Source organism: Citrobacter sp. Awk 2, from assembly GCF_028069815.1.
Lineage (GTDB): Bacteria > Pseudomonadota > Gammaproteobacteria > Enterobacterales > Enterobacteriaceae > Citrobacter.
Genome location: NZ_JANEWL010000075.1, coordinates 1 through 23,896 on the forward strand (window position 1 = coordinate 1; position 23,896 = coordinate 23,896).

At 54.5% G+C, this 23,896-nt stretch carries 22 protein-coding genes; 10 read left to right on the top strand and 12 right to left on the bottom strand.

The genetic code is table 11. The features are described from left to right. Positions 1-185: 185 nt before the first annotated feature. On the top strand, positions 186-638 hold the full coding sequence (locus tag NNO02_RS16900; protein ID WP_271442649.1) for an acyltransferase: 453 nt from the start codon (positions 186-188) through the stop codon (positions 636-638). 125 nt (positions 639-763) lie between these two features. Here NNO02_RS16900 and catA read toward each other — a convergent pair whose 3' ends face one another. From catA to NNO02_RS16915, 3 genes are all read right to left on the bottom strand, one after another. Next, entirely contained in the window at positions 764-1,441 is a 678-nt protein-coding gene (gene catA / locus NNO02_RS16905; protein WP_271449926.1) for a type A chloramphenicol O-acetyltransferase, read from the bottom strand. A gap of 148 nt (positions 1,442-1,589) precedes the next feature. Continuing rightward, the gene (locus NNO02_RS16910) at positions 1,590-1,901 is read right to left on the bottom strand and encodes a putative quinol monooxygenase (RefSeq protein WP_271442651.1); all 312 of its coding nucleotides are present in this window, start codon (positions 1,899-1,901) and stop codon (positions 1,590-1,592) included. A gap of 135 nt (positions 1,902-2,036) precedes the next feature. After that, positions 2,037-2,849: a DNA-binding transcriptional regulator gene (locus NNO02_RS16915; protein ID WP_271449925.1), complete on the bottom strand. Its 813-nt coding sequence runs from the start codon at positions 2,847-2,849 to the stop codon at positions 2,037-2,039. Positions 2,850-3,040: 191 nt separating this feature from the next. On the opposite strand from NNO02_RS16915, the gene NNO02_RS16920 reads away from it, so the two are divergent. From NNO02_RS16920 to mmuM, 9 genes are all read left to right on the top strand, one after another. Then, entirely contained in the window at positions 3,041-4,705 is a 1,665-nt protein-coding gene (locus NNO02_RS16920; protein ID WP_271455312.1) for a bifunctional 3-(3-hydroxy-phenyl)propionate/3-hydroxycinnamic acid hydroxylase, read from the top strand. Position 4,706: 1 nt separating this feature from the next. Then, positions 4,707-5,651 carry a 2,3-dihydroxyphenylpropionate/2,3-dihydroxicinnamic acid 1,2-dioxygenase gene (gene mhpB / locus NNO02_RS16925; protein WP_271449923.1) on the top strand — a complete coding sequence of 315 codons (945 nt, stop codon included), beginning with the start codon at positions 4,707-4,709 and terminating at the stop codon, positions 5,649-5,651. 17 nt (positions 5,652-5,668) lie between these two features. Further along, positions 5,669-6,535: a 2-hydroxy-6-oxonona-2,4-dienedioate hydrolase gene (mhpC, locus tag NNO02_RS16930; RefSeq protein WP_271455320.1), complete on the top strand. Its 867-nt coding sequence runs from the start codon at positions 5,669-5,671 to the stop codon at positions 6,533-6,535. A gap of 9 nt (positions 6,536-6,544) precedes the next feature. Beyond that, positions 6,545-7,354, top strand: a complete 810-nt coding sequence (gene mhpD, locus NNO02_RS16935) for a 2-keto-4-pentenoate hydratase (protein ID WP_271449922.1) — start codon at positions 6,545-6,547, stop codon at positions 7,352-7,354. Further along, positions 7,351-8,301, top strand: coding sequence for an acetaldehyde dehydrogenase (gene mhpF, locus NNO02_RS16940; protein WP_271449921.1), 951 nt, complete (start codon positions 7,351-7,353; stop codon positions 8,299-8,301). The genes mhpD and mhpF overlap by 4 nt, the downstream gene beginning before the upstream one ends. Next, complete coding sequence (gene mhpE, locus NNO02_RS16945; protein ID WP_271455313.1) at positions 8,298-9,311, top strand: 4-hydroxy-2-oxovalerate aldolase; 1,014 nt, start codon at positions 8,298-8,300, stop codon at positions 9,309-9,311. Before mhpF ends, mhpE begins: the two co-directional genes overlap by 4 nt. Before the next feature lie 68 nt (positions 9,312-9,379). Then, a complete protein-coding gene (gene mhpT, locus NNO02_RS16950; RefSeq protein WP_271455314.1) occupies positions 9,380-10,594 on the top strand; it encodes a 3-(3-hydroxy-phenyl)propionate transporter MhpT in 1,215 nt (404 codons plus the stop codon). Positions 10,595-10,867: 273 nt separating this feature from the next. After that, positions 10,868-12,271: an S-methylmethionine permease gene (mmuP, locus tag NNO02_RS16955; protein ID WP_271442662.1), complete on the top strand. Its 1,404-nt coding sequence runs from the start codon at positions 10,868-10,870 to the stop codon at positions 12,269-12,271. Next, a complete protein-coding gene (gene mmuM / locus NNO02_RS16960; protein WP_271455315.1) occupies positions 12,258-13,190 on the top strand; it encodes a homocysteine S-methyltransferase in 933 nt (310 codons plus the stop codon). Before mmuP ends, mmuM begins: the two co-directional genes overlap by 14 nt. Before the next feature lie 89 nt (positions 13,191-13,279). Here the strand turns inward: mmuM and fbpC are convergent, their stop codons facing one another. The 9 genes from fbpC to NNO02_RS17005 all read right to left on the bottom strand — a co-directional run. After that, on the bottom strand, positions 13,280-14,326 hold the full coding sequence (fbpC, locus tag NNO02_RS16965) for a ferric ABC transporter ATP-binding protein (protein WP_271455316.1): 1,047 nt from the start codon (positions 14,324-14,326) through the stop codon (positions 13,280-13,282). 11 nt (positions 14,327-14,337) lie between these two features. Continuing rightward, the gene (locus NNO02_RS16970) at positions 14,338-16,416 is read right to left on the bottom strand and encodes an ABC transporter permease (protein ID WP_271441121.1); all 2,079 of its coding nucleotides are present in this window, start codon (positions 16,414-16,416) and stop codon (positions 14,338-14,340) included. Between the two features lie 136 nt (positions 16,417-16,552). Next, complete coding sequence (locus NNO02_RS16975) at positions 16,553-17,584, bottom strand: ABC transporter substrate-binding protein (RefSeq protein ID WP_271441120.1); 1,032 nt, start codon at positions 17,582-17,584, stop codon at positions 16,553-16,555. Further along, positions 17,581-18,885, bottom strand: coding sequence for an MFS transporter family glucose-6-phosphate receptor UhpC (gene uhpC / locus NNO02_RS16980; protein ID WP_271455317.1), 1,305 nt, complete (start codon positions 18,883-18,885; stop codon positions 17,581-17,583). The genes NNO02_RS16975 and uhpC overlap by 4 nt, the downstream gene beginning before the upstream one ends. Before the next feature lie 85 nt (positions 18,886-18,970). After that, the gene (locus NNO02_RS16985) at positions 18,971-20,512 is read right to left on the bottom strand and encodes an MASE1 domain-containing sensor histidine kinase (RefSeq protein WP_271455318.1); all 1,542 of its coding nucleotides are present in this window, start codon (positions 20,510-20,512) and stop codon (positions 18,971-18,973) included. Continuing rightward, entirely contained in the window at positions 20,512-21,141 is a 630-nt protein-coding gene (locus NNO02_RS16990; protein ID WP_137384708.1) for a response regulator transcription factor, read from the bottom strand. Before NNO02_RS16990 ends, NNO02_RS16985 begins: the two co-directional genes overlap by 1 nt. Positions 21,142-21,379: 238 nt before the next feature. Further along, positions 21,380-22,162 carry a YaiO family outer membrane beta-barrel protein gene (locus NNO02_RS16995; RefSeq protein ID WP_271455321.1) on the bottom strand — a complete coding sequence of 261 codons (783 nt, stop codon included), beginning with the start codon at positions 22,160-22,162 and terminating at the stop codon, positions 21,380-21,382. Beyond that, positions 22,159-22,788 (bottom strand): acetyltransferase, encoded by a 630-nt coding sequence (locus tag NNO02_RS17000; protein ID WP_135322923.1) that lies wholly within the window; start codon positions 22,786-22,788, stop codon positions 22,159-22,161. The genes NNO02_RS16995 and NNO02_RS17000 overlap by 4 nt, the downstream gene beginning before the upstream one ends. Beyond that, positions 22,727-23,896: glycosyltransferase (locus NNO02_RS17005; RefSeq protein ID WP_271455319.1), on the bottom strand; the 1,170-nt coding region annotated here is incomplete at its 5' end. The genes NNO02_RS17000 and NNO02_RS17005, both read right to left, overlap by 62 nt.

Genomic DNA, 23,896 nt, shown 5'->3' on the forward strand with positions numbered 1-23,896 from the left:
GTTATAATCAACATGTCTGATAAGATGTGTTGATTGTAAAAAAATAGATAAAGTACTATCGCTAAAAGAAACGCATTAATTGAAATTTCTGGCCTTGACTATCTGATAATAGATAGCGAAGGATCTCCTGAAAATTCAGGTTTTCAATGCTGAGACGTATTATCTTGAGTAAGGACAGTGCTGATATGAATATTATTGAAAGTGGTATTCGTGACGTAAAACAAGGTAAAAATGTCACAATAGTCATGCCTGTGAATCTTTATGAATGCGACCTGGGCCATGATGTGTTTGTCGGACCATTTGTTGAGATACAAAAGGGATGCGTCATAGGCGATAGAACTAAAGTGCAGTCCCATACTTTCATCTGTGAGAACGTTACCTTAGGCGAGGACTGCTTTATAGGGCATGGCGTGACCTTTGCTAACGATCTTTTCAAGAGCGGAAGTCCTGACGCTTCTGCAAAAAGCTGGATTAATATTGTATTAGGCAATGCAGTAACGGTGGGGAGTGGAGCCACAATTTTAACAACGGAAATTTGCAGTGGTGCGGTGATTGGTGCCGGTAGTGTGGTGACAAAGCCCGTGCTGGTAAAAGGCGTGTATGCTGGCAATCCGGCCAGACTTTTGCGAAAGCTTTAGGTATTACCTTTGCTATCGCGAACCCCAATTTATGTTCTTCCCAGACCGTTCATGTCGACCCCGCTTGTTCGCAGACATGGCGATTATTCTTGCTGTTCACGCTATATAAAGAAACGTCTGCTGCATCAGACGTTGCGTTCCTCTGAATGGTGCCGTAGGTCATGACTCATTTCCTGTAGTTCATTGATTAGTCTTGCTAAATGAAAACCATCGCACACGGAGTGATGTACCTGAACGGCGAGAGGTAACACTACTTTCCCATCTTGTTCATAGTATTTTCCAAGTGTGAACATGGGGGCAAAAAAGTTCTGCATGTTCGCAATGTTGATATTAAAACTGGTAAAACTTACCCAAGGAATAGCCGATACGAAAAATACATTTTCCGGAGACTCTCCCTTCGGCCAATAAGAAAGATTATTACAATAGCGGGCAACGTCTTCTGAATAAGTGTTTTGGAAGTGATGAATATTGCCATCGTAGCGGCTCCATAATGATGAAAAAGTCTCAGTTTCATTATGGAAAATGGTATAACTTGGATGAATTTCATTCCATATGACAAGCTCATTATTTTTTATGGCCATACGGAATTCAGTATGCTTGTTGACAACGTTAGCAAGGAGGGAAATCATAGTAGGGTAAAATTTCCAGCCAACCTCTTTTATATGTTTTAGTACCGCGGTAATATCTAACAGAACAGTTTGGTTAATGGTACTTTGAGCAAAAGACTGAAATACCTCAAAATGCTCTTTTCTTGCCCAACGAGATAAGTCAACAGTCGTATATTCTGGAGTCGTTTTTTTCATTTTTTATCCTTTGATTTGCAATCAAGTACCATATTTTAGCCTAAGTCTTTCCGTGACTTAATCAAGCTACATGTCCCGAAGCATGTTACCAGCGAACGCATTTGTGAGAGTAGCGTAACCTTATACAGGAGGAAAGATTAAAGCTTCTTCACAAGAGACTTTGCGCCCCTGGATTTACGATGTTATTCATCAATATGTAACGTGCTTCTTTGCGCGTGTATTGATCGATTAACGGCACAAGTCGTCTGAAATGCTCGCTCGCACAATGTTCATCAAGCGCCGCGTGGTTTGGCCATTCTTCTATAAAAATAAAATGGCCGGGATCTTTTTCATCAATATAGAGGTCATAAGCAAGACAGAGTGGTTCTTTCTTCGTGGCGGATATGAGTTCACGATACAAAGGGAGAACGGTTTCAATATATTCAGGTTTTATAAAATCTTCAGCAATGACCTTTAACATGTAGCCTCCTGGCAGAAAATGAATGCACACTCTGCAATGAAGATATCATTTAAGCAAGATGGCACCGCGTGATATCGGCTGATGAATGAATCATTCCAGCTATCAATCAGATGATGCGTATAACTGTGATCCACCTCACCTCCCGGCAACCAAAATCTCCTGCGATTCGACGCCATCTTCTATCTGTTTTGCCACCTTTTGTAAGGCCGGAAGATGTTTTTCCGCAGCCTGTTCGATGGTCATCGCGCTGGCCATATACACCAGGTTCAGGCAGCCGATCACCCGCTGTTCGCTGCGAATGGGGACGGCGATGGAGGCGATTTTTTCCTCCTGATCCCAGCCGCGATAGTTCTGGCCAAAGCCGTCTTTCCGCGCGCGGGTCAGGATGGCATTGAGCTTCAGTGGCTCACGCGCCAACTGGTATTCTTCTCCGGGTCGCGAGGCCAGCATTTCAATCAGTTCCTGACGCTCATTCTCCGGGCAAAATGCCAGCCAGGTCAGGCCGGAGGCGGTTTTCAAGAGCGGTAAGCGACGTCCAACCATCGCGCGGTGAAACGATAAGCGGCTGAAGCGGTGGGTGGTTTCGCGCACCACCATTGCATCCACATCCAGGGTGGAAACATCGGTCGGCCAGATGACCTCGCGCAGCAAATCGCCCAGCAGCGGGGCAGCCAGGGCAGAAATCCACTGCTCATCACGAAATCCCTCACTGAGCTGGCGGACTTTAATGGTTAAACGAAAGCTGTCATCGGAAAGGCTGCGCCGGACATAACCCTCATCCTGCAACGTTTCCAGTAGTCGCCTGACCGTGGTGCGGTGCAGGCCGCTCAGCTCAGCCAGCAGGCCAACGCTGGCTCCACCATCGAGCCGGTTTAACATATTTAATAACATTAATCCGCGCGTTAATCCGCGTACGGTTTTGTATTCGGCAGCGTCGTCATTTTTCATATTTATTGACAAATCTACAGGTAAAACAACGTTGTGCACTTAGTGCACATCCAGGCATGTTTTGATTGTAGCGCAAAAACTCACTCCTATACTGACCGCACAATAAAAAATTATTCACATCTTTTTAACAAAATAAGTTGCACCTCGCCAGGGTCTGCAATTGCGTTTTGTCCGAGTAGTGAGGTTCTGAAATGACAACGATAAACCCGGATATCCAGCCTGCTGTACAGCACACCGTGCAGGTGGCGATTGCTGGTGCCGGCCCGGTAGGGCTGATGATGGCCAACTACCTAGGCCAGATGGGCATTGAGGTACTGGTGGTGGAGAAACTCGACAAACTGATCGACTATCCCCGTGCCATCGGCATTGACGATGAAGCGCTGCGCACCATGCAGTCCGTTGGCCTGGTCGAAAACGTTCTGCCGCATACCACGCCGTGGCACGCGATGCGCTTTCTTACGCCGAAAGGCCGCTGCTTTGCCGATATCCAGCCGATGACCGATGAATTTGGCTGGTCGCGCCGCAACGCGTTTATTCAACCACAAGTGGACGCGGTGATGTTGGAAGGGCTGTCGCGTTTTCCCAATGTGCGCTGCCTGTTCTCCCGCGAACTGGAAGCCTTCAGCCAACAAAACGGCGAAGTGACGCTGAACCTGAAAACGCCAGACGGTCAGCGCGAAACGGTGAAGGCGCAGTGGCTGGTGGCCTGCGATGGCGGCGGCAGCAATGTCAGACGTTCGTTGAATGTACCGTTTGAAGGCAAAACCGCGCCGAATCAGTGGATTGTGGTGGATATCGCCAACGACCCGCTCAGCACACCGCATGTCTATCTGTGCTGCGATCCGGTGCGTCCGTATGTCTCCGCTGCGCTGCCTCATGCGGTGCGCCGTTTTGAATTTATGGTGATGCCGGGGGAAACCGAAGCGCAGCTGAGTGAGCCGCAGAATATGCGCCAGTTGTTGAGCAAAGTGCTGCCGAACCCGGATAACGTCGAGCTGATCCGCCAACGCGTATATACCCATAACGCCCGTCTGGCCGAACGTTTTCGGATTGACCGCGTACTGCTGGCAGGCGACGCGGCGCACATTATGCCGGTCTGGCAGGGGCAGGGTTACAACAGCGGCATGCGTGATGCCTTCAACCTGGCGTGGAAACTGGCGTTGGTGATCGAGGGTAAAGCCGGTGATGCGCTGCTGGATACCTACCAGCAGGAACGCCGTGACCACGCCAAAGCGATGATTGATTTGTCCGTTACCGCAGGCAACGTGCTGGCTCCGCCGAAACGCTGGCACGGCGCGGTGCGCGACGGAGTCTCCTGGTTGTTGAACTACCTTCCGCCAGTCAAACGCTACTTCCTGGAAATGCGCTTTAAACCGATGCCGCAGTATCACGTCGGGGCGCTGGTACGTGAAGGCGAGGCGAAAACGTCACCGGTCGGCAAAATGTTTATCCAGCCGAAGGTGACGCGGGAAACGGGCGAGGTGACGCTGCTCGACAACGTTATCGGGGCGAATTTTGCGGTCATTGGCTGGGGCTGTAATCCGTTGTGGGGCATGAGCGAGGTGCAGATCTTGCAGTGGCAGGCGCTGGGCACCCGGTTTATTCAGGTGGTGCCGGATACGCAGATTGCCACCGATCAGGATAACCATGACGGCGTTATCCGCATTGGTGATACGCAGAACCGTTTGCGTGCCTGGTTTGCTCAGCATAACGCCGCGCTGGTGGTGATGCGCCCGGATCGCTTTGTTGCTGCCGTTGCCATTCCGCAAACCCTGGGCAATACCCTGAATAAACTGGCGTCGGTGATGACGCTGACTCGCGTCAATGTCGATCTTCTTGTTGAAAAGGTAGCCTGATATGCACGCTTATCTTCACTGTCTTTCCCACTCACCGTTGGTGGGCTATGTCGACCCGGCGCAGGCTGTGCTCGATGAAGTCAACGGCGTGATCGCCAGCGCGCGTGCACGTATTGCGGCGTTCGATCCTGAACTAGTGGTGTTGTTTGCCCCCGATCATTACAACGGTTTTTTCTATGACGTGATGCCGCCGTTCTGTTTAGGCGTAGGTGCCACGGCAATTGGCGATTTCGGCAGCGCGGCGGGGGAACTGCCGGTGCCGACAGATCTCGCTGAAGCTTGTGCCCATGCGGTGATGAAAAGCGGCATTGATCTCGCCGTTTCCTACAACATGCAGGTCGATCACGGCTTTGCGCAGCCGCTGGAGTTTCTGCTCGGCGGCCTGGATAAGGTGCCGGTGTTACCCGTGTTTATTAACGGTGTCGCCACGCCGCTACCGGGCTTCCAGCGTACTCGTATGCTCGGCGAAGCGATTGGTCGTTTCGCCAGTTCGCTGAATAAGCGTGTGCTGTTTTTAGGTTCCGGTGGGCTGTCGCATCAGCCGCCGGTACCGGAACTGGCAAAGGCTGACGCGCATATGCGTGACCGTCTGCTCGGCAGCGGCAAACAGCTACCCGAAAACGAGCGAGAACTGCGCCAGCAGCGGGTAATCAGCGCCGCCGAGAAGTTCGTGACCGATCAAAACACGCTGCACCCGCTTAATCCCGTCTGGGATAACCGCTTTATGACCCTGCTTGAGCAGGGACGTTTGCAGGAGCTGGATACGGTCAGTAATGAAGAGTTGTCCGCGATGGCGGGCAAATCAACACACGAAGTTAAAACCTGGGTTGCCGCCTTCGCCGCCATTTCTGCCTTTGGCAACTGGCGCAGTGAAGGCCGTTATTACCGCCCGATCCCGGAGTGGATCGCCGGGTTTGGCTCCCTGAGTGCCACCACACAGAACTGAATATGCAGGAGAACATGATGACTTACCAACCGCAAACCGAAGCCGCCACCAGCCGTTTTCTGGAGGTGCAGGAAGCAGGTGAAACCCTGCGTGTGCATTTTAATGACTGTGGGCAGGGCGAAGAAACCGTCGTGCTGTTACATGGTTCAGGACCGGGTGCGACGGGCTGGGCGAACTTCAGCCGTAATATCGATCCGCTGGTGCAGGCTGGTTATCGGGTGATCCTGCTGGATTGTCCTGGCTGGGGAAAAAGCGATGGGATCGTTAACCGTGGGTCGCGATCCGATCTCAATGCCCGCATCCTGAAATGTGTGGTTGATCAACTGGATATTCAGAAAATTCATCTGCTGGGTAACTCGATGGGGGGCCACAGCTCAGTGGCATTTACCCTGAGCTGGCCGGAACGCGTGGGCAAACTGGTGCTGATGGGCGGCGGGACGGGCGGCATGAGCCTGTTTACCCCGATGCCGACCGAAGGAATCAAGCGCCTGAATCAGCTGTATCGCGAACCGACCATCGAAAACCTGAAACTGATGATGGAAATCTTCGTTTTCGATACCAGTGATTTGACCGAAGCGCTGTTTGAGGCGCGTCTGAACAACATGCTGTCGCGCCGCGACCACCTGGACAATTTTGTTCAGAGTCTGGAAGCTAACCCGAAACAATTCCCGGATTTCGGTCCACGTCTGGCGGAAATCAAAGCTCAGACCCTGATCGTCTGGGGGCGCAACGACCGCTTTGTGCCGATGGATGCGGGGCTGCGTCTGCTTTCCGGTATTGCTGGCTCTGAGCTGCACATTTACCGCGATTGCGGGCACTGGGCGCAGTGGGAACATGCGGAAGCCTTTAATCAGCTGGTGCTGAACTTCCTCGCACGCCCTTAAGGAACGGACATGACGAAGCAAAATCTTGAGCAGTTAGCCGCCGATTTACGTCAGGCGGAGGAAAAGGGCGAAGCGATAGGGCCATTGCGTGAGTTGATTGGCATGGACAACGCCGAGGCGGCTTACGCTATTCAGCGCATCAACGTGCAGTACGATGTGGCGCGCGGGCGTCGCGTGGTTGGGCGCAAAGTGGGATTGACGCACCCGAAAGTGCAGCAACAGCTGGGTGTCGATCAACCGGACTTCGGTACGCTGTTTGCCGACATGTGCTACGGCGACAACGAAACCATCCCGTTTTCCCGCGTGCTGCAACCGCGTATTGAAGCCGAAATTGCGCTGGTACTGAACCGCGATTTGCCTGATGCCGACACCACCTTTGATGAGCTGGTCAACGCCATTGAGTGGGTATTACCGGCGCTGGAAGTGGTCGGTAGCCGCATCCGCGACTGGTCAATTCAGTTTGTCGATACCGTGGCGGATAACGCCTCCTGCGGCGTGTATGTGGTCGGTGGTCCGGCGCAACGTCCGGCGGGATTAGATCTGAAAAACTGTGCGATGACAATGACGCGCAATAACGAAGAGGTCTCCAGCGGACGCGGCAGCGAATGTCTGGGGCATCCGATCAACGCCGCCGTCTGGTTGGCGCGCAAAATGGCCAGCCTCGGCGAGCCGCTGCGTGCGGGAGACATCATTCTCACCGGGGCGTTAGGTCCGATGGTGGCGGTGAATGCGGGCGATCGTTTTGAAGCCCATATCGACGGTATTGGTTCAGTCGCCGCCACCTTTTCTGCGGCGGTTACAAAAGGAAGTCAGTCATGAGTAAGCGTAAAGTCGCCATTATCGGCTCCGGCAACATCGGCACCGATTTGATGATTAAAATTCTGCGTCACGGCACGCATCTGGACATGGCGGTGATGGTCGGTATCGATCCGGAGTCCGATGGTCTGGCACGCGCCCGGCGCATGGGCGTTGCCACCACTCACGAAGGGGTGATGGGGCTGATAGCGATGCCGGAGTTTGCCGATATTGACATCGTCTTTGATGCCACCAGCGCGGGGGCGCACGTGAAAAACGATGCCGCCTTACGGGCGGTGAAACCAGGCATTCGCCTGATCGATCTCACACCCGCGGCCATTGGCCCATACTGCGTACCCGTGGTGAATCTGGAAGCCAACGCTGATCGGCAGAACGTCAATATGGTGACTTGCGGCGGGCAGGCGACGATCCCAATGGTCGCGGCGGTTTCTCGTGTGGCACGTGTCCATTACGCCGAGATTATTGCCTCAATTGCCAGTAAATCGGCGGGGCCGGGCACCCGCGCCAATATCGATGAGTTTACTGAAACCACGTCGAAGGCGATTGAAGTGGTGGGGGGCGCGGAAAAAGGTAAAGCCATTATTGTGCTTAACCCTGCCGAGCCGCCGCTGATGATGCGCGATACGGTGTATGTACTGAGTGAAGCGGCCTCGCAGGCGGAAATTGAGGCGTCGATTAATGAAATGGCGGCGGCGGTACAGGCGTATGTGCCGGGCTATCGCCTGAAGCAACGTGTGCAGTTTGACGTCATCCCTGAGGATAAACCAGTGAATCTGCCGGGTATCGGCCAGTTCTCCGGGCTGAAAACTGCGGTCTATCTGGAAGTGGAAGGTGCGGCGCATTACCTGCCAGCCTACGCCGGCAACCTCGATATTATGACCTCCAGTGCGCTGGCGACCGCAGAGAAGATGGCGCAGTCACTCACCCGTCAGGCAGGAGAAGCAGCATGAACGGTAAGAAACTTTATATCTCTGACGTGACCCTGCGCGATGGCATGCATGCCATTCGTCACCAGTATTCACTGGATAACGTGCGCCAGATTGCCAAAGCGCTGGACGACGCGCGAGTCGATTCCATTGAAGTGGCACACGGTGACGGTTTACAGGGCTCCAGCTTTAACTATGGCTTTGGTGCACACAGCGATCTGGAGTGGATTGAAGCCGCAGCGGAGGTGGTGAAACACGCCAAAATCGCCACGTTATTACTGCCGGGTATCGGCACCATTCACGATCTGAAAAATGCGTATCAGGCCGGTGCGCGGGTCGTGCGCGTGGCGACCCACTGTACCGAAGCAGATGTGTCGGCCCAGCATATACAGTATGCGCGCGAGCTGGGTATGGATACGGTCGGTTTTCTGATGATGAGCCACATGACCACGCCAGCGAACCTGGCGCAGCAGGCGAAGTTGATGGAAAACTACGGTGCCACCTGTATCTATGTGGTTGATTCCGGCGGCGCAATGAATATGAGCGATATCCGCGACCGCTTCCGCGCGCTGAAAGCTGTACTGAAACCGGAAACGGAAACCGGGATGCACGCCCACCATAACCTGAGCCTCGGTGTGGCGAACTCAATTGCCGCGGTGGAAGAGGGCTGCGATCGTATCGATGCAAGCCTGGCAGGGATGGGCGCAGGTGCAGGTAATGCGCCGCTGGAGGTGTTTATCGCCGCAGCGGATAAGCTCGGCTGGCAGCACGGCACCGATCTGTATGCGTTGATGGACGCCGCCGACGATCTGGTGCGCCCGCTGCAGGATCGCCCGGTGCGGGTGGATCGTGAAACACTGGCGCTGGGCTATGCCGGGGTGTACTCCAGCTTCCTGCGCCATTGCGAAGTGGCGGCAGCGCGTTACGGTCTGAGCGCGGTCGATATTTTGGTTGAACTGGGCAAACGCCGAATGGTCGGCGGCCAGGAAGATATGATCGTTGATGTGGCGCTGGATCTGCGCAACAGCAAGTAAAAATGATTACGCGGCTGGCAATGTATCAGCCGCGATTCACCTGCATCGTGACCTCTGAGGGACATCTTATGACGACCCGTACCCCCGCATCCTCTTCGCGCCTGACGCTGACCGTCGGGCTTTGCTTTTTAGTCGCCCTGATGGAGGGGCTGGATTTACAAGCCGCCGGTATCGCTGCCGTTGGTATCGCTCAAGCCTTTGCGTTGGATAAAATGCAAATGGGCTGGATCTTCAGCGCCGGGATTTTGGGATTACTGCCCGGCGCGTTGGTGGGCGGCATGCTGGCCGACCGCTATGGGCGCAAGCGCATTCTCATTGGCTCCGTGGCGCTGTTTGGCCTGTTCTCCCTGGCAACAGCGCTGTCGTGGGACTTTTCAACGTTAGTCATCGCCCGCCTGATGACCGGCGTCGGGCTGGGAGCCGCACTGCCGAACCTGATTGCGTTAACCTCCGAAGCAGCGGGCCCGCGTTTTCGTGGTACAGCGGTGAGCCTGATGTACTGCGGTGTGCCAATTGGTGCAGCGTTGGCGGCGGCGCTCGGGTTTAGCGGCCTGGCGTCTGCCTGGCAAACGGTATTCTGGGTGGGAGGCGTGATCCCGCTGCTGCTGGTGCCGCTGTTGATGCGCTGGCTGCCGGAATCACAGGTTTATACCCAGCAAACACAGGTGGCCGCTGCGCCACTGCGCGCGCTGTTCGCACCTGCTACCGCGACCGCTACGCTGCTGCTGTGGCTGTGCTATTTCTTCACCTTGCTGGTGGTGTACATGCTGATTAACTGGCTGCCGATGCTGCTGGTGGAGCAGGGCTTTCGCCCATCGCAGGCGGCAGGCGTGATGTTTGCTCTGCAAATCGGTGCGGCCAGCGGCACGTTAATCCTCGGGGCGTTGATGGACAAGCTACGTCCGGTGGTGATGTCGTTACTGATTTACACCGGGATGCTGGTCTCATTGCTGGCGCTGGGGACGGTTTCGTCATGGAGCGGCATGATGATGGCCGGCTTTGTTGCTGGCATGTTTGCCACCGGCGGACAAAGCGTGCTGTATGCGCTGGCACCGCTGTTTTACAACACGTCAATCCGCGCTACCGGCGTAGGCACTGCGGTGGCGGTTGGGCGGTTGGGCGCGATGAGCGGCCCGCTGCTGGCGGGGAAAATGCTGGCGCTGGGCACCGGAACGGTGGGGGTGATGGCGGCTTCTGCGCCGGGCATTCTGCTGGCCGGTCTGGCTGTTTTTATCCTGATGAGCCGTAAATCGCAGATGACGGTCCAGGCCAGCGGTTCCTGAGGGTCATCCGGTTGTATGAACGGGAACATTCGCTTCCTACTTCCGGATGAACGCAAGTCGGCGGCTCTGTTGCCAGAGTTTACATACAGTCTGGCAACGGAGGCGTTATGAGCTGGCGGCCCTTTTTATATCTCATTATTAACCCTCATCCAGTGTTAAGCGCCCGACGCGGGCATCTGTATCTGGTGCAGGGTTGACTTTGCATTCTGTTAACAAACACGGTATAACAAACCTTCTTTGGATGTTTAGATGTCCATACGTTTAGAAGGTCATATGCAGACAACACAACAAAATGCGCCACTGAAGCGCACGATGAAAACGCGTCACCTGATTATGCTCTCCTTAGGCGGCGTGATTGGTACAGGGTTATTCTTCAATACCGGGTACATCATCTCGACCACGGGGGCGGCGGGAACGCTGCTGGCTTATCTGATAGGTGCGCTGGTGGTCTGGCTGGTGATGCAGTGCCTGGGCGAGTTGTCGGTCGCGATGCCGGAAACCGGGGCGTTTCACGTCTATGCTGCGCGCTACCTCGGACCCGCGACGGGGTATACCGTCGCCTGGCTCTACTGGCTGACATGGACTGTGGCGCTGGGTTCGAGCTTTACTGCTGCCGGATTCTGTATGCAGTACTGGTTTCCTCAGGTGCCGGTATGGATCTGGTGTGTGGTGTTCTGCGCGATTATTTTTGCCCTCAACGTTATCTCTACACGCTTTTTTGCCGAAGGGGAGTTCTGGTTTTCGTTAGTGAAAGTGGTCACCATCATCGCTTTTATTCTCCTCGGCGGAGCGGCTATTTTCGGCTTTATCCCGATGCAGGATGGTTCACCCGCACCGGGACTGAGTAACATCACGGCGGAAGGCTGGTTCCCGCACGGCGGCCTGCCGATCCTGATGACCATGGTCGCGGTGAACTTTGCTTTTTCGGGGACTGAGCTTATCGGTATTGCCGCCGGCGAAACGGAAAATCCGCGCAAGGTGATCCCGGTGGCGATTCGTACCACCATCGCCCGGTTGATTATTTTCTTTATCGGCACTGTGTTTGTACTGGCGGCACTAATCCCAATGCAGCAGGCCGGCGTGGAGAAGAGCCCGTTTGTGCTGGTGTTTGAGAAAGTGGGCATTCCGTATGCCGCTGATATTTTTAACTTCGTGATCCTGACCGCCATTCTTTCTGCGGCGAACTCCGGGCTGTATGCTTCCGGGCGCATGCTGTGGTCGCTGTCGAATGAACGAACGCTGCCAGCCTGTTTTGCGCAGGTCACGAAAAATGGCGTACCGTTGACGGCGCTGTCGGTCAGTATGCTTGGCGGTGTGCTGGCGCTGTTTTCCAGCGTCGTGGCCCCGGATACGGTGTTTGTCGCATTGTCGGCGATCTCCGGATTTGCGGTAGTGGCGGTATGGCTGAGTATCTGCGCCTCGCATTTTGTGTTTCGCCGCCGCCATCTGCAGCAGGGTAACGCATTGAGTGAATTGCATTATCGCGCCCCCTGGTATCCGTTGGTACCCGTACTGGGTTTTGTGCTGTGCCTGGTGGCCTGTGTGGGACTGGCATTCGATCCGGCGCAGAGAATTGCGTTGTGGTGCGGGTTACCGTTTGTCGCGTTGTGTTATGGTGCTTATTTCCTTACTCAACCCCGTAAAGCAAAACAGGAGCCAGAACATGTCGCAGAATAATCCGTTACGCGCCCTCCTCGATAAACAGGATTTCCTGTTGCTGGATGGTGCTCTGGCGACGGAGCTGGAAGCGCGAGGGTGTAACTTAGCCGACAGCCTGTGGTCTGCCAGGGTGCTGGTAGAAAACCCGGCGCTTATCCGCGAAGTTCACCTGGATTACTTCCGGGCAGGGGCACAGTGCGCAATCACCGCCAGCTATCAGGCAACTCCCGCGGGTTTTGCCACGCTCGGCCTGGATGAGGCGCAGTCGAAAGCGCTGATTGGCAAAAGCGTGGAGCTGGCGCGCAAAGCGCGTGAGGCGTATCTGGCGGAAAATCCGCAGGCCGGGACGTTACTGGTGGCGGGTTCCGTCGGACCTTATGGTGCCTTTCTGGCCGATGGCTCCGAGTACCGTGGCGATTACGCGTTAAGCATTGAAGCATTACAGGCATTTCATCGTCCGCGTGTTGAAGCGTTGCTGGATGCCGGGGCCGATCTGCTGGCCTGTGAAACCCTGCCAAATTTTGCCGAAATTCGCGCACTGGCTGAGTTGTTGACCGCGTATCCACGTGCGCGGGCATGGTTCTCGTTTACCCTGCGTGACAGCGAACATGTGAGCGACGGTACACCGCTGCGCGACGTGGTCGCTTTCCTCGCGCAATATCCGCAGGTGGTGGCGTTAGGCATTAACTGCATTGCGCTGGAAAAGACCACCGCTGCGTTGCAGCATTTACACGACTTAACGGCGCTGCCGCTGGTGGTGTATCCCAATTCCGGCGAGCAGTACGATGCGGTGAGCAAAACCTGGCATCATCACGGTGAGCATTGCGCGCAGTTGGCGGATTATCTACCGCAGTGGCAGGCGGCGGGCGCACGGTTGATTGGCGGGTGCTGTCGCACCACGCCTGCGGATATCGCCGCGCTAAAAGCGCGAAGCTGAGCGTTATTGCCCGATGGCGGCTTACGCCTAATCGGGCCTACAAATAGCACGAACTGTAGGCCTGATAAGCGCAGCGCATCAGGCACAAATCATGCCGCATCCGCCAGGATAAACATGCCGTACGGGTGGATTTCGAGGTAATACTGTTCGCCAACGTCCGGCTGCAGACGCGTGGCGTTGACCTGCAATAGAATCTCCTGCCCGTGCCACTCCACCGTGACCTCATACTGCGGTCCCATATAGGCCACGTGGCTGATCACACAGCGCTGACTCTCTTCGCCGCGATCGCTAAGCGTGATGGCCTCCGGGCGCACGCCGACCATGCCTTCCCCCTGCGTACCAAAGTGCAGCGGGCGCGGCAGATGATAGCCGTGGATATCCACGTATTTGTCGCTGAAGGACGCCGGAAACAGGTTGGCATCGCCCATAAAGCTCGCCATAAAGCGTGAGGCCGGCTGGCGATAGAGATCCTGCGGTGAGCCAATCTGCATGATGTGCCCCTTGTTCATGACCAGTACGGTATCGGACACCGCAAAAGCTTCGCTTTGATCGTGGGTGACGTACAGCGAGGTGATATCAAACTGTTTTTGCAGCTCGCGGATCTTATCGCGCATGCTGCGGCGCAGGTTGGCATCAAGGTTACTTAGCGGCTCATCAAACAGCAGTACCTTTGGTTTGAGGATCAGCGCGCGCGCCAGTGCCACGCGCTGCTGCTGCCCCCCGGAGATTTGATCGACATAGCGGTCTTCGAAACCCTCCAGATCGACCATCGCCAGCGCTTCTTTGACGCGAGCCTTCACCTCTGAGCGCGATACGCCAAGCATTTTCAGGCCATAACCGACGTTTTCCCCCAGCGACATATGCGGGAACAGGGCGTAGGACTGAAATACCATACAGATATCGCGCTGTTGAATAGAGCGGTGGGTGACGTCTTCGCCATCAATAAAAATCTGCCCTTCGCTCGGTTTTTCCAGTCCGGCAACCAGGCGCAAAATGGTGGTTTTGCCACAACCGGACGGGCCGAGCAGCGTCACCATTTGCCCCTGCGGGATGGTGAGGTTGATATTGTCGATAACCGTGTTGCTGCCAAATCGTTTGGTGACGTTGCGCAGTTCAACGAAATTTTTCTGAGTCATAGTGCGCTCCATTACGCCTGGTTTTTGGCTTTTGAACGGGAAGTACGTGATTCACCGATCAGCCAGTCAAAGATAAAAATAATCGCCAGCATCACCACGATCAGAATTGAACCGTAGGCAATTGCCACGCCGTATTCGCCGTCTTCTACGCGGTTCAGTATGTAAGCCGTTGCCACACGGGTATCCGGTGTGACGAGGAACACAATGGCGCTGACGGTGGTAATAGCACGGACAAAGCTGTAGATAAGCGCCGAGAGGATTGCCGGGCGCAGCAGCGGCAGCAGGATATGCGTAATAGTACGCAGCGAACCGGCGCGCAGGCTGAGTGAGGCTTCATCCAGTGATTTATCGATCTGGCCTAAGCCCGCGATACCCGCACGAATACCGACTGGTACGTTACGCATCACCATCGAGATAATGACGATGGCTGCGGTACCGGTGAGGTATACCGGGGCGCTGTTAAAGGCCAGAATATAGGACACACCCGCGACGGTACCCGGTACGGCAAAGCACAGCATGGTGGTGAACTCGATGGTCTTCTTACCTTTGAACTGCTGACGCACCACAATCCATGCGATAAGCAGACCGAAGATGGCGGTGATCGGTGCGGCAATCCCGGCGTAGAGCAGGGTATCGAGCAGTGAAGGCCATGCACCGTCGCTCATTCCCTGGCCGAACAATTTGGTAAAGTTCGCCAGCGTCAGGGTGTAGTCCACGCCCCAGTTGACGGTGAAGCTGCCGTAGAAAATACTGCCGTACAGCAGGGCGTTAAAGGCAATCCACACCGCCAGCAGGGCAACCACGCTCCACACCAGCGTGACAGGTAGCGGCTGCACGTCGCCACGATAGGATTTACCAGAAACGGTGACGTACGAGCGTTTACCGATCCACATGTACTGCACGCAGAATACCAGCAGTGAGAACAGCAGCAGGAAAGCGCCCAGCGTACTGGCGGCCTGGTAGTCGAGCTGTGAGCCGGTGATATAGAAGTAAATTTGCGTTGCCAGCACGTCGAAGTTGCCGCCGAGCACCAGTGGGTTACTGAAGTCGGCCAGCGACTGCACCACCACGATCAAAAAGGCGTTCGCCAGCGCCGGTTTCAGCAGCGGGACAAATACACCGTTAAAGGTCTGCCAGCGGCTGGCACGCAGGGTGTATGACGCCTCTTCCAGCGAGGGATGAATGGTTTTGATCGCGCCGTCGAGGATCATAAACGCCATCGGGGTAAAGGCCAGTACCTGCGCCAGCCAAATGCCAGTAAAGCCGTACAGCCAGTTGGTGTTGGTTAAGCCAAACCACTCGACCATAAATTCGGTGATGTAGCCGGAGCGTCCCATCATCAGGGTGACACCCAGGCCAACGACAAACGGCGGGGTGACGATCGGCAGAATCGAGAAAATACGTCCGATAATGGCGCTGCGTTTGGCGATGCGGGTGGTGTAGATCGCCAGCACCAGACCGAAGAAGGTACAGCCAATACCAACGGCAATCGACAACATAATCGAGTTGAGGATCACCTGAATAATATGCGCCTGGGACAGCACATTCATAAACGCCAGCGGGGCAAACTCCCCGGTGTCGTTAGTGAACATCGGAATGAAAATTGCGATGCTCGGCCAGACGATAAAAATACCGATCAGCGCGACAATCGCGGTGAGCGAACCGATGACGAAACGGTCACCACCTAGCCATTCCAGACGGGTAAGCGCCAGGGTCATGATTGCGCCCAGGGCGACAAACAGTACGATGGTGGCATAACCTAAGCCGCGCCCTTCAAGGGTGGCGCTGGCAACGATAAAGGCCATGCAGAAGAATGCCCAGCCCGCGTCAAGATAATGGCGGCTGCGCTGTTCGCGTCGGGCTTCATTAAACGGACGCACCAGCAGCAGGCTCGGCAGCAGATACCATAGCCAGCTAATGTTGAAATGTGACCAGCTGTAGGCGTCGAGAATTTCGTCGCGCGTGGACTCCAGCAGGCCATAGTCCAGGCTCCAGCTTGGCAGCAAGGCAAATGCCAGCCAGCCGAGCAAAACCCAAAGGAATATCGCATCCCGTTTTTTCACGGGATGGAGTGCAAGTGTCTGTGACATAGCTTTTCCGGTGTTCAATCCTGATGTAGGCCGGATAAGCGTATGCGCCATCCGGCATTCAGGGTGACAATCGTTGCCGGATGCGGCGTTGCCTTATCCGGCCTACGTAACCTTATCCGAAGAAGGTCATCATGTTTTATTTACCCATCTTCACTTCGCTAACCCACTTATTGATCAACGCTTTACGCACGTCAGTGGAACCGTACTTATCCATGTCGTAATTGATAAGCTTCAGATCGTCGAGTTTCAGCGAGTTTGGCGAGGTCTCGGCGGTGGTGTTGGTCAGGATCTGATAGGACTTGCCCTTCTTCCACGCCAGCTCCTGAGCCTCTTTTGACAGTACCCAGTCAACGAACAGTTTGGCGTTGTCGAGGTTACGCGCACCTTTCAGAATGCTGACGCCGCCAATTTCATAGCCGGTACCTTCGCATGGGGAGATGAGCTCCAGCGGGGCACCCTGTTCTTTTTCCAGCGAGTAGTCGTGCAGGAAGCCAATGCCAATCGCCGTTTCGCCACGGGCGGCGTTACGCGCTGGGGCAATGCCTGATTTAGTGTATTGAGAGACGTTGGCGTTGAGCTGTTTCAGGTAGTCAAAGGCCTGATCTTCCCCCCACAGTTGAGCAAAGGTCGCCAGTGCGGTGTAGGCGGTGCCTGAGCTTTGCGGGTCGGCAATCTGAATTTCGCCTTTGTATTCCGGTTTGGTCAGATCTTTCCAACATTTTGGCACCGGCAGGTTTTTCTCTTTCAGACGCTGAGTATTGACGCCAAAGCCCAGGATACCGACATAAACCGCGGAGGAGAGGTTGCCTTTTACTTTTGCCGGATCGCGGAATTTCTCCATGATTTGTGTGAGGTTCGGTGATTTATACGGTTGCAGCAGACCCATTTCGCCCGCCTGAGACTGCGGGTCCAGCGTACCGCCGTACCACACATCCGCCTGTGGGTTTTTCTTCTCGGCATCGACTTTCGCCAGCGTACTGCCGGAGCCGTTGCGAATGAACGACGTCTTCACGTCATATTTGTCGCCGAAGGCTTTGGTTTCGGTTTCACACATCTCGTTCGTGGCGCTGCAATAGACCACCAGACGACCTTGTGCTTGTGCCGCACTGCTGAAGGCAGCCAGCGCCAGAGTAGAGGCAATCAGGGTAGAGGTAAGCGTCAGTTTCATTGTTTTATCCTTTGACTGAGAGAAGGGGCGATACCCGCGATGAGCAGCGGCATCAGCAATAAACCCATAAAGACAGCGGTAACCGAGAGCAAACTGAACATCCCCGACCAGCCGTAATGTTCTATGACCAACGACAGCGGCCAACCCGCTAACGCGGCCCCCAGATAGGCGAAGAGCCCGAGAAAACCGGTGATTGAACCTGCTGCCGCCTTGTGTCCGCATTCGACGGCCGCCAGACCAATCAACATCTGTGGGCCAAAAACGAAAAAGCCCACGGTAAAGAAACAGACAGCCAGCAGCGCGTAGTGGTGAACCGGCGCCAGCCACAACGCGGCGACGGAAACCATCAGCCCCAGCGTGAACAGCAAAATCATCGGCGCACGCTGACCGCTGAACAGCAAATCCGATCCCCAGCCGGCAAACAGCGCACCGAGCAAGCCGCCGACCTCAAACAGCATCACCGTGGCATTAGCGCTGAGCAGATTCACGCCGTGGCTTTCCGTCAGCCAAATGTTGCCCCAGTCGTTGAGCGCGATGCGGATCAAATACACCAGCACATACGACACCCCCAGCAGCCAGATCATCGGATTCTTCAGCATGGTGGTGCGTAACATTTGCCACAACCCCATCGGTGGGCTTTGCTGCTCCTGACGACGTTCCAGCGGGTCATGCCGCCATTCTCCAACGGTAGGGAGTCCCTCTTCGCGGGGCGTGCCTTTCAGTTGCAGCGTCAGCCAGATACCTAATGCCATGCTGATGATCCCTGGTGCCAGCATCGCTGCCTGCCATCCCCACCAATGGGCGGCAAAGGCGCTAATCAGTGGGATGATGGCCCCACCGATGTTGATTGACATATTCCAGCAGCCCCACCAGAAGCCGCGTTCGTTACGCGAATACCAGTGGGTCAGCAGGCGGGCGCAGGGCGGCCAGCCCCAGCCCTGAAAAAATCCGTTGAGCGTCCAGACCGCCAGCAGCAGCGTTAGCGATTCACCAAACGCGAACACCACGTTCAGGATGCCGGTAGCGAACAGGCCTATTCCCATAAATGCGCGCTGCCCATGGCTGTCGTGCCAGAGTCCCGCGGTAAACTTCGACAAACCATAGGTCAGGTAAAACAGCGATCCCAACAGACCGATATCACTTTTATCCAGTCCCAGATCCGTTTGCAGTGCCGGGAGCACGTAGTTAACGCTTTTGCGCGTCAGGTAAAACGCGGCGTATCCCACCACCATACACATCAGCAGCCGGGGACGTAGTGCCCGATAACGTTGGTCTGTTTCGCTGGCTGAGCGTGCATGCATAGCTGTCTCCGTTTGTGCTGACTATAGGTAAGCGAAAGCAAAAGGGGATGAGAGAAAGTCCGGAGTGACTAAGACTTTTTCCTGGTTAAAGGGCGGTTTGTTGCAAATTTGTGGGCAGGTTAACAATTACCCGCGTGCCGTGGTGAGACTCGAGGGTCAGCTCGCCGCCGAGCGCGCTGACCCGTTCACGCATCCCCTGGATACCAAAGCCGGGAATTTTTTCAGGAAGAATGCCCACGCCGTTGTCTGTGACTTCCAGCAACAGGCAGCGATCCCGTTGGCGCAGCGCAATCGACACCTCGTTGGCATCGGCATGTTTACAGACATTATTGAGCAACTCCTGCAACAGACGGTACAGCGTAAAGCGTACCGTTTCATTTTCTGGCGTATTTGCCAGTCGGTAATCAAACCGGCAGTGAATACCCCGTTCGGCAAAGGCAAATTCATTGACCAGATGGTGTAGCGCATCTTTAAAAGACAGCTCGTCAAGCGCGGGCGGGCGTAGCTGGCGCAGTAATTGGCGGGTCGAGTGGTGGATACGCCGGGCAAGATCGTTGATCTGGTTCGCCGCGTCGAGCGCTTGCTCAGGACCCTGCGAACGTTTAACCAACTGAGACTGAATTTGAATGGCGGTAATGTTCTGGCCAATTTCATCATGCAGTTCCCGCGCCAGGCTTTTGCGCGTGTTTTCTTCCGTGCGGATCAGTTGTTCAGTTAACGCGCGGCGGGCCGCCAGTTCGCTTTCCAGACGCTGGCGATAATGGTGCAGGTTTTGCGCCAGATGCTGCTGGCGGCTGATGGCGATTCCCAGCCCTATGCCCAGCAGCGCCTGGGTGGCGAGGAAAATCTCCAGTTCGACGAGGTTGCTAAATCCCACGCCTATCTGGCGGGCGATGGTGATCATCATACTGCCGAGCAGTCCGGACAAAACGCCGCCCTGCCAGCCGAATTTCCATGCCATCACCACGTTGGGCAGGAACACAACAATCAGCAGCAGGCGTTCGATGTCTGGCGAGAGCACCATCTGCGTGCCAATACCAATAATAAAGAACAGGCTGCACCAGATGATAAGTGAAGTGCGCAGCGGTGGATTGGTCGTATCCAGACCGAGTAAATGATAGCGGTGTTGCTGGCGCAGAAATTCGTAGATCAGATAAACAAACGGGGTGAGCAGCACGCCACCGGTAAACGATGCCAGCCCAATCAACATCGCCGGGCTTTGAATAAAGGGAGACAGCAGCGTGGTATTGAGCAGCGACGTGACCGTCACGGCAGCCAGCAACAAGGTGAGCCGCTGCCAGTAGAGCGGGAAGCGGTGCCAGTATGACTGACCGATACTGGCCGGTATCAGGCTTATCAGCGGTGCGGCCAGCAGAAGATAACCATTGAGTAACTGTTCGTTGTGCAGCCAGAACAGGATCAACACTGGCGGCAATACCAGCGCGGGCCAGTAGTGGCGGGACAGCAGGATCAAGAGCGCGAGATACACGCCGTGCGGCAGAAATAATGCCGCCTGCTGACCGTTATGGGTCAGGTAAAAACCTAACGTCCACAGCATTAGCCAGCCCGAACCCCATGCCAGCAGAATAAACAGAGAGATAACCCAGTGGCGAGCAGAGCGAGACATTAATGCCCCGTCAGCAACTGGTGGTCGAGAGCAAAATGCACCAGATCGATGGTGCTGTGACATTGCAGCTTGCCCAGCACATTCGCGCGGTGGACGTGGACCGTTTTATGGCTGAGGTCGAGCTTAAAGGCGATCTCTTTCACGCTGTCACCTTTGACCAGCAGATCAAACACCTCGCGTTCACGCGGGGTTAATACCTCCAGCACCTGTGCAGGTTGCTCACCACCGCGTAACGCCCGCAGCGCATCGGCGCACAGGTAATGGCCTCCCATGCCGACTGAGCGCACCGCCTGTACCAACTCTTCCGGTCCACAGCGTTTGGTCAGATAACCGCTGGCCCCGGCATCCAGCGCGCTTTGTACAAACGTCGGCGCGTCATAAATACTGAGAATAATGGCGCGAAAGCCGGGTTTTTGCGCCCGGAGCCGTTTTAGCAGACTCAGACCATTTTCATCCGGCATGGCGATATCCATGACCGCGACATTGACGTCCTCGCGCAGTAATGCCGGCCAGGCCTCTGCCGCACTGCTGTACTGGCCGATAACGGCGAGATCCTCTTCAAGACCGAGTAATTGCGCAAAGCCGGAACGCACCACCACATGGTCATCCACCAGCACAACATGAATCATGATATTGCTCTCTTGCCTGACAAGGATATCTATGATGCCTGCCAGCGCCACGCTGGCAATCATCCAGGCGCAGTTATGTAACGAATGTAACAAAATCGCAATAATTTGCCGGGTGTTATAGCGAGTGTAGGCCTGATAAGCGCAGCGCATCAGGCATTGATTGCCGGATGGCGGCGTGAGGGCCGAGATAATGGCTATTTCATTGGGGGTTGATTCTCCCCCATCGCGGGGGAGAGATTTAAAACTGCCAGGTGAGATCGGCGAGAATTTGCTGGCTGTGATAGCTCTCAACCGGCGTGTCATACCATTGTTTGCCGAGGGTTAGACCGAGAGTTAATTGCTCGGTCAGCGGCTGATTGCGACGCAGGCTGATGCTTTTTAACTTGCCTTTTTTTGTGTCAGGTGACCAGTCATAGGTATAGGCTCCCGTTCCGCGGGTTAGCCAGAGCTGCGTATTTCCTTTACCGTTCAGGTCGTTCAGACGCAGTGAAACGATGTGGCTATAGCTTCCCCCTGCATCTTCGGTATCGTAATGCGTATAACGCCATGAGGTGATAAACGGCCCTGTATACAGCGATATTCCGCCTGAAAAAGCATTAACGTCCGTATCGTCAAAGTAGTTGGCATAGCGATAACCAAAGGTAAACACGGTTTTAGGCAGAACTTTTACGCTGATATCCTGCTGAGCATCGCGTCTGGCAAAAACGGGGGTGTTTTCGGCAATTGCCAGACCCGTTTTTGTTGATAACCACTGATTCCAGTTATACCAAACGGTCGCGCGGCCACGTAACGCGTTCCATGATTCACCGTTGTCGTAATCGCGTCTGCCTTCGGAAATATTGAAAATCGCGGCACCATTGTCAATCTGCGTCTTTAATTCGCTGAACATGACGTTACGGGTGCCATGCCCTGCCGAATAATCAGTAAAGTCGTATCCGGCTGTCAGCTTCAGGTCGGTTGCTTTTGCCGGGAGAGAAGCCGTGCCGAGTATCAACGATACAAATAAAGTCCTTTTCATTATTCTTCACCTACGAGACAGGAGATCTCTTGTTTGAGGATGTATTTACCTTTTGGCAGGTTTTGCTCGATGGTTATTCGTGGGCCAATCGTACTTTCAGCTGCGATATATCGACCTGGTAAAATAATGACCTGAACACCAAGCCGCGCGCCGGGACCGATATAACACCCTAATTTTTCGCAGCCGGTATCAATGTCTTCATCGTCCAGCCTGACATGCACGGTTTTACCATCGAGGCGATGATTGCTGGTTCTTACCTGTGCGCCCAGGTAAGCACCTTTGCCAATAACCGAATCAGAAATAAAGCATTGGGGACCGATGGTGGCCGTCGATTCCAATACTGCGTTTTTGATTTCGGTGCCATAGCCAATACGTACTTGATTGCCAATCAAGCAACCTGGTCGAATAAAGGCGTAATTGCCAATAATGCAATCTGCTCCAATTACGACTGGCCCCTGAATAACTGCACCATGACAAATTTTACTGCCAGCACCGATCGTCACGGCTCCCGCGCTTTCATCAATAACAACGCCAGGTGCAATGGATACTGACTTATTATGCTGTTCGCTAAGCTTTAGATAGTTCTTCACCACCGTGGGTAGCTGGGTGGGCGTAATTGTTTGGCGCATCCACCACCGCGGTATAGCGTGTGGGTTTGTCACGTAGGGGTTCACGTCCAGTAAAAAAGGCAATAAATCCATATACAATCCAAATTAAATAAGCCAGAAGTACATAAAAAACAGAAAAGGGCGCAAGAAAAATAAGTTTCCAGCATCGGTGATACCAGGCACTAAATGCTCCAATTGAGCAAACCACTCCAACCCAAATAATGGGAAACAAGGAAAGCGCAATCGCATGTGAGCCAATAGTGAGCGTGATGTGCTGCCATGTAATGAAATAGGTTGCTACGCCATACAACACGACCAGCACCATGGGGAGTATGCTGAAGATGCCGAATCTGCTGAGGATGAGTGACTTATGCAGACGCATGCAAACGGCATAGCCCACGATCCAGCGCCGCCATCGTTTCCATTCATCGCCCAGGGTATTGCACTCCTGAGGATAAACAATGCAGCGGTTTGCCTGACGGATACAATAACCATTTGCGACCAGGGTCCAGGTTAAATCGAGATCCTCCACTTTGGTTCGATCGGAAAAACCAAATTTGCGCAGCACGTCAGTACGAAACATGCCGCAGGCTCCGCTGATAATAAAAGGTGCGCCGCCGAGCAACTGCTGTAATGTCCGCTTCATGATGATCATCGGAAGTTTTACTGTTGCACGGATATGTGGCAGCAACCCTGCACCAGACAGATGTGTTGAGGGGATTCCGCCAACGGCATCGGCGCCATTTTCTATTTCCGCTAACATGAATCCCATACCGTCACCATCAGGAGGGACATAGGTGTCAGCATCGCTTAAAAAAACCTGCTCACAGGTGGCATAGTTTAATCCATTCATTAAGGCACCACCTTTCCCGGTATTCTTTTGCGTCACGGTAATCAGGCGAGCGCCCCATTTTTCTTTCACCTTGTGCATAATGGCTTCGGTATCATCCGTGGAGCCATCGTTTACACATATGACGCGATGAAAATAGGGATTTAATAACAAGTTTTCCAGTGATTGTGCCAGACAAGGGCCTTCGTTATAGGCCGGAATAATGGCGTCAATACTGTCTTTACGTAAACTAGGTTTTCGTTTTAAGGTTGTGAGGAGCCAGAGTAATATACACAGGCT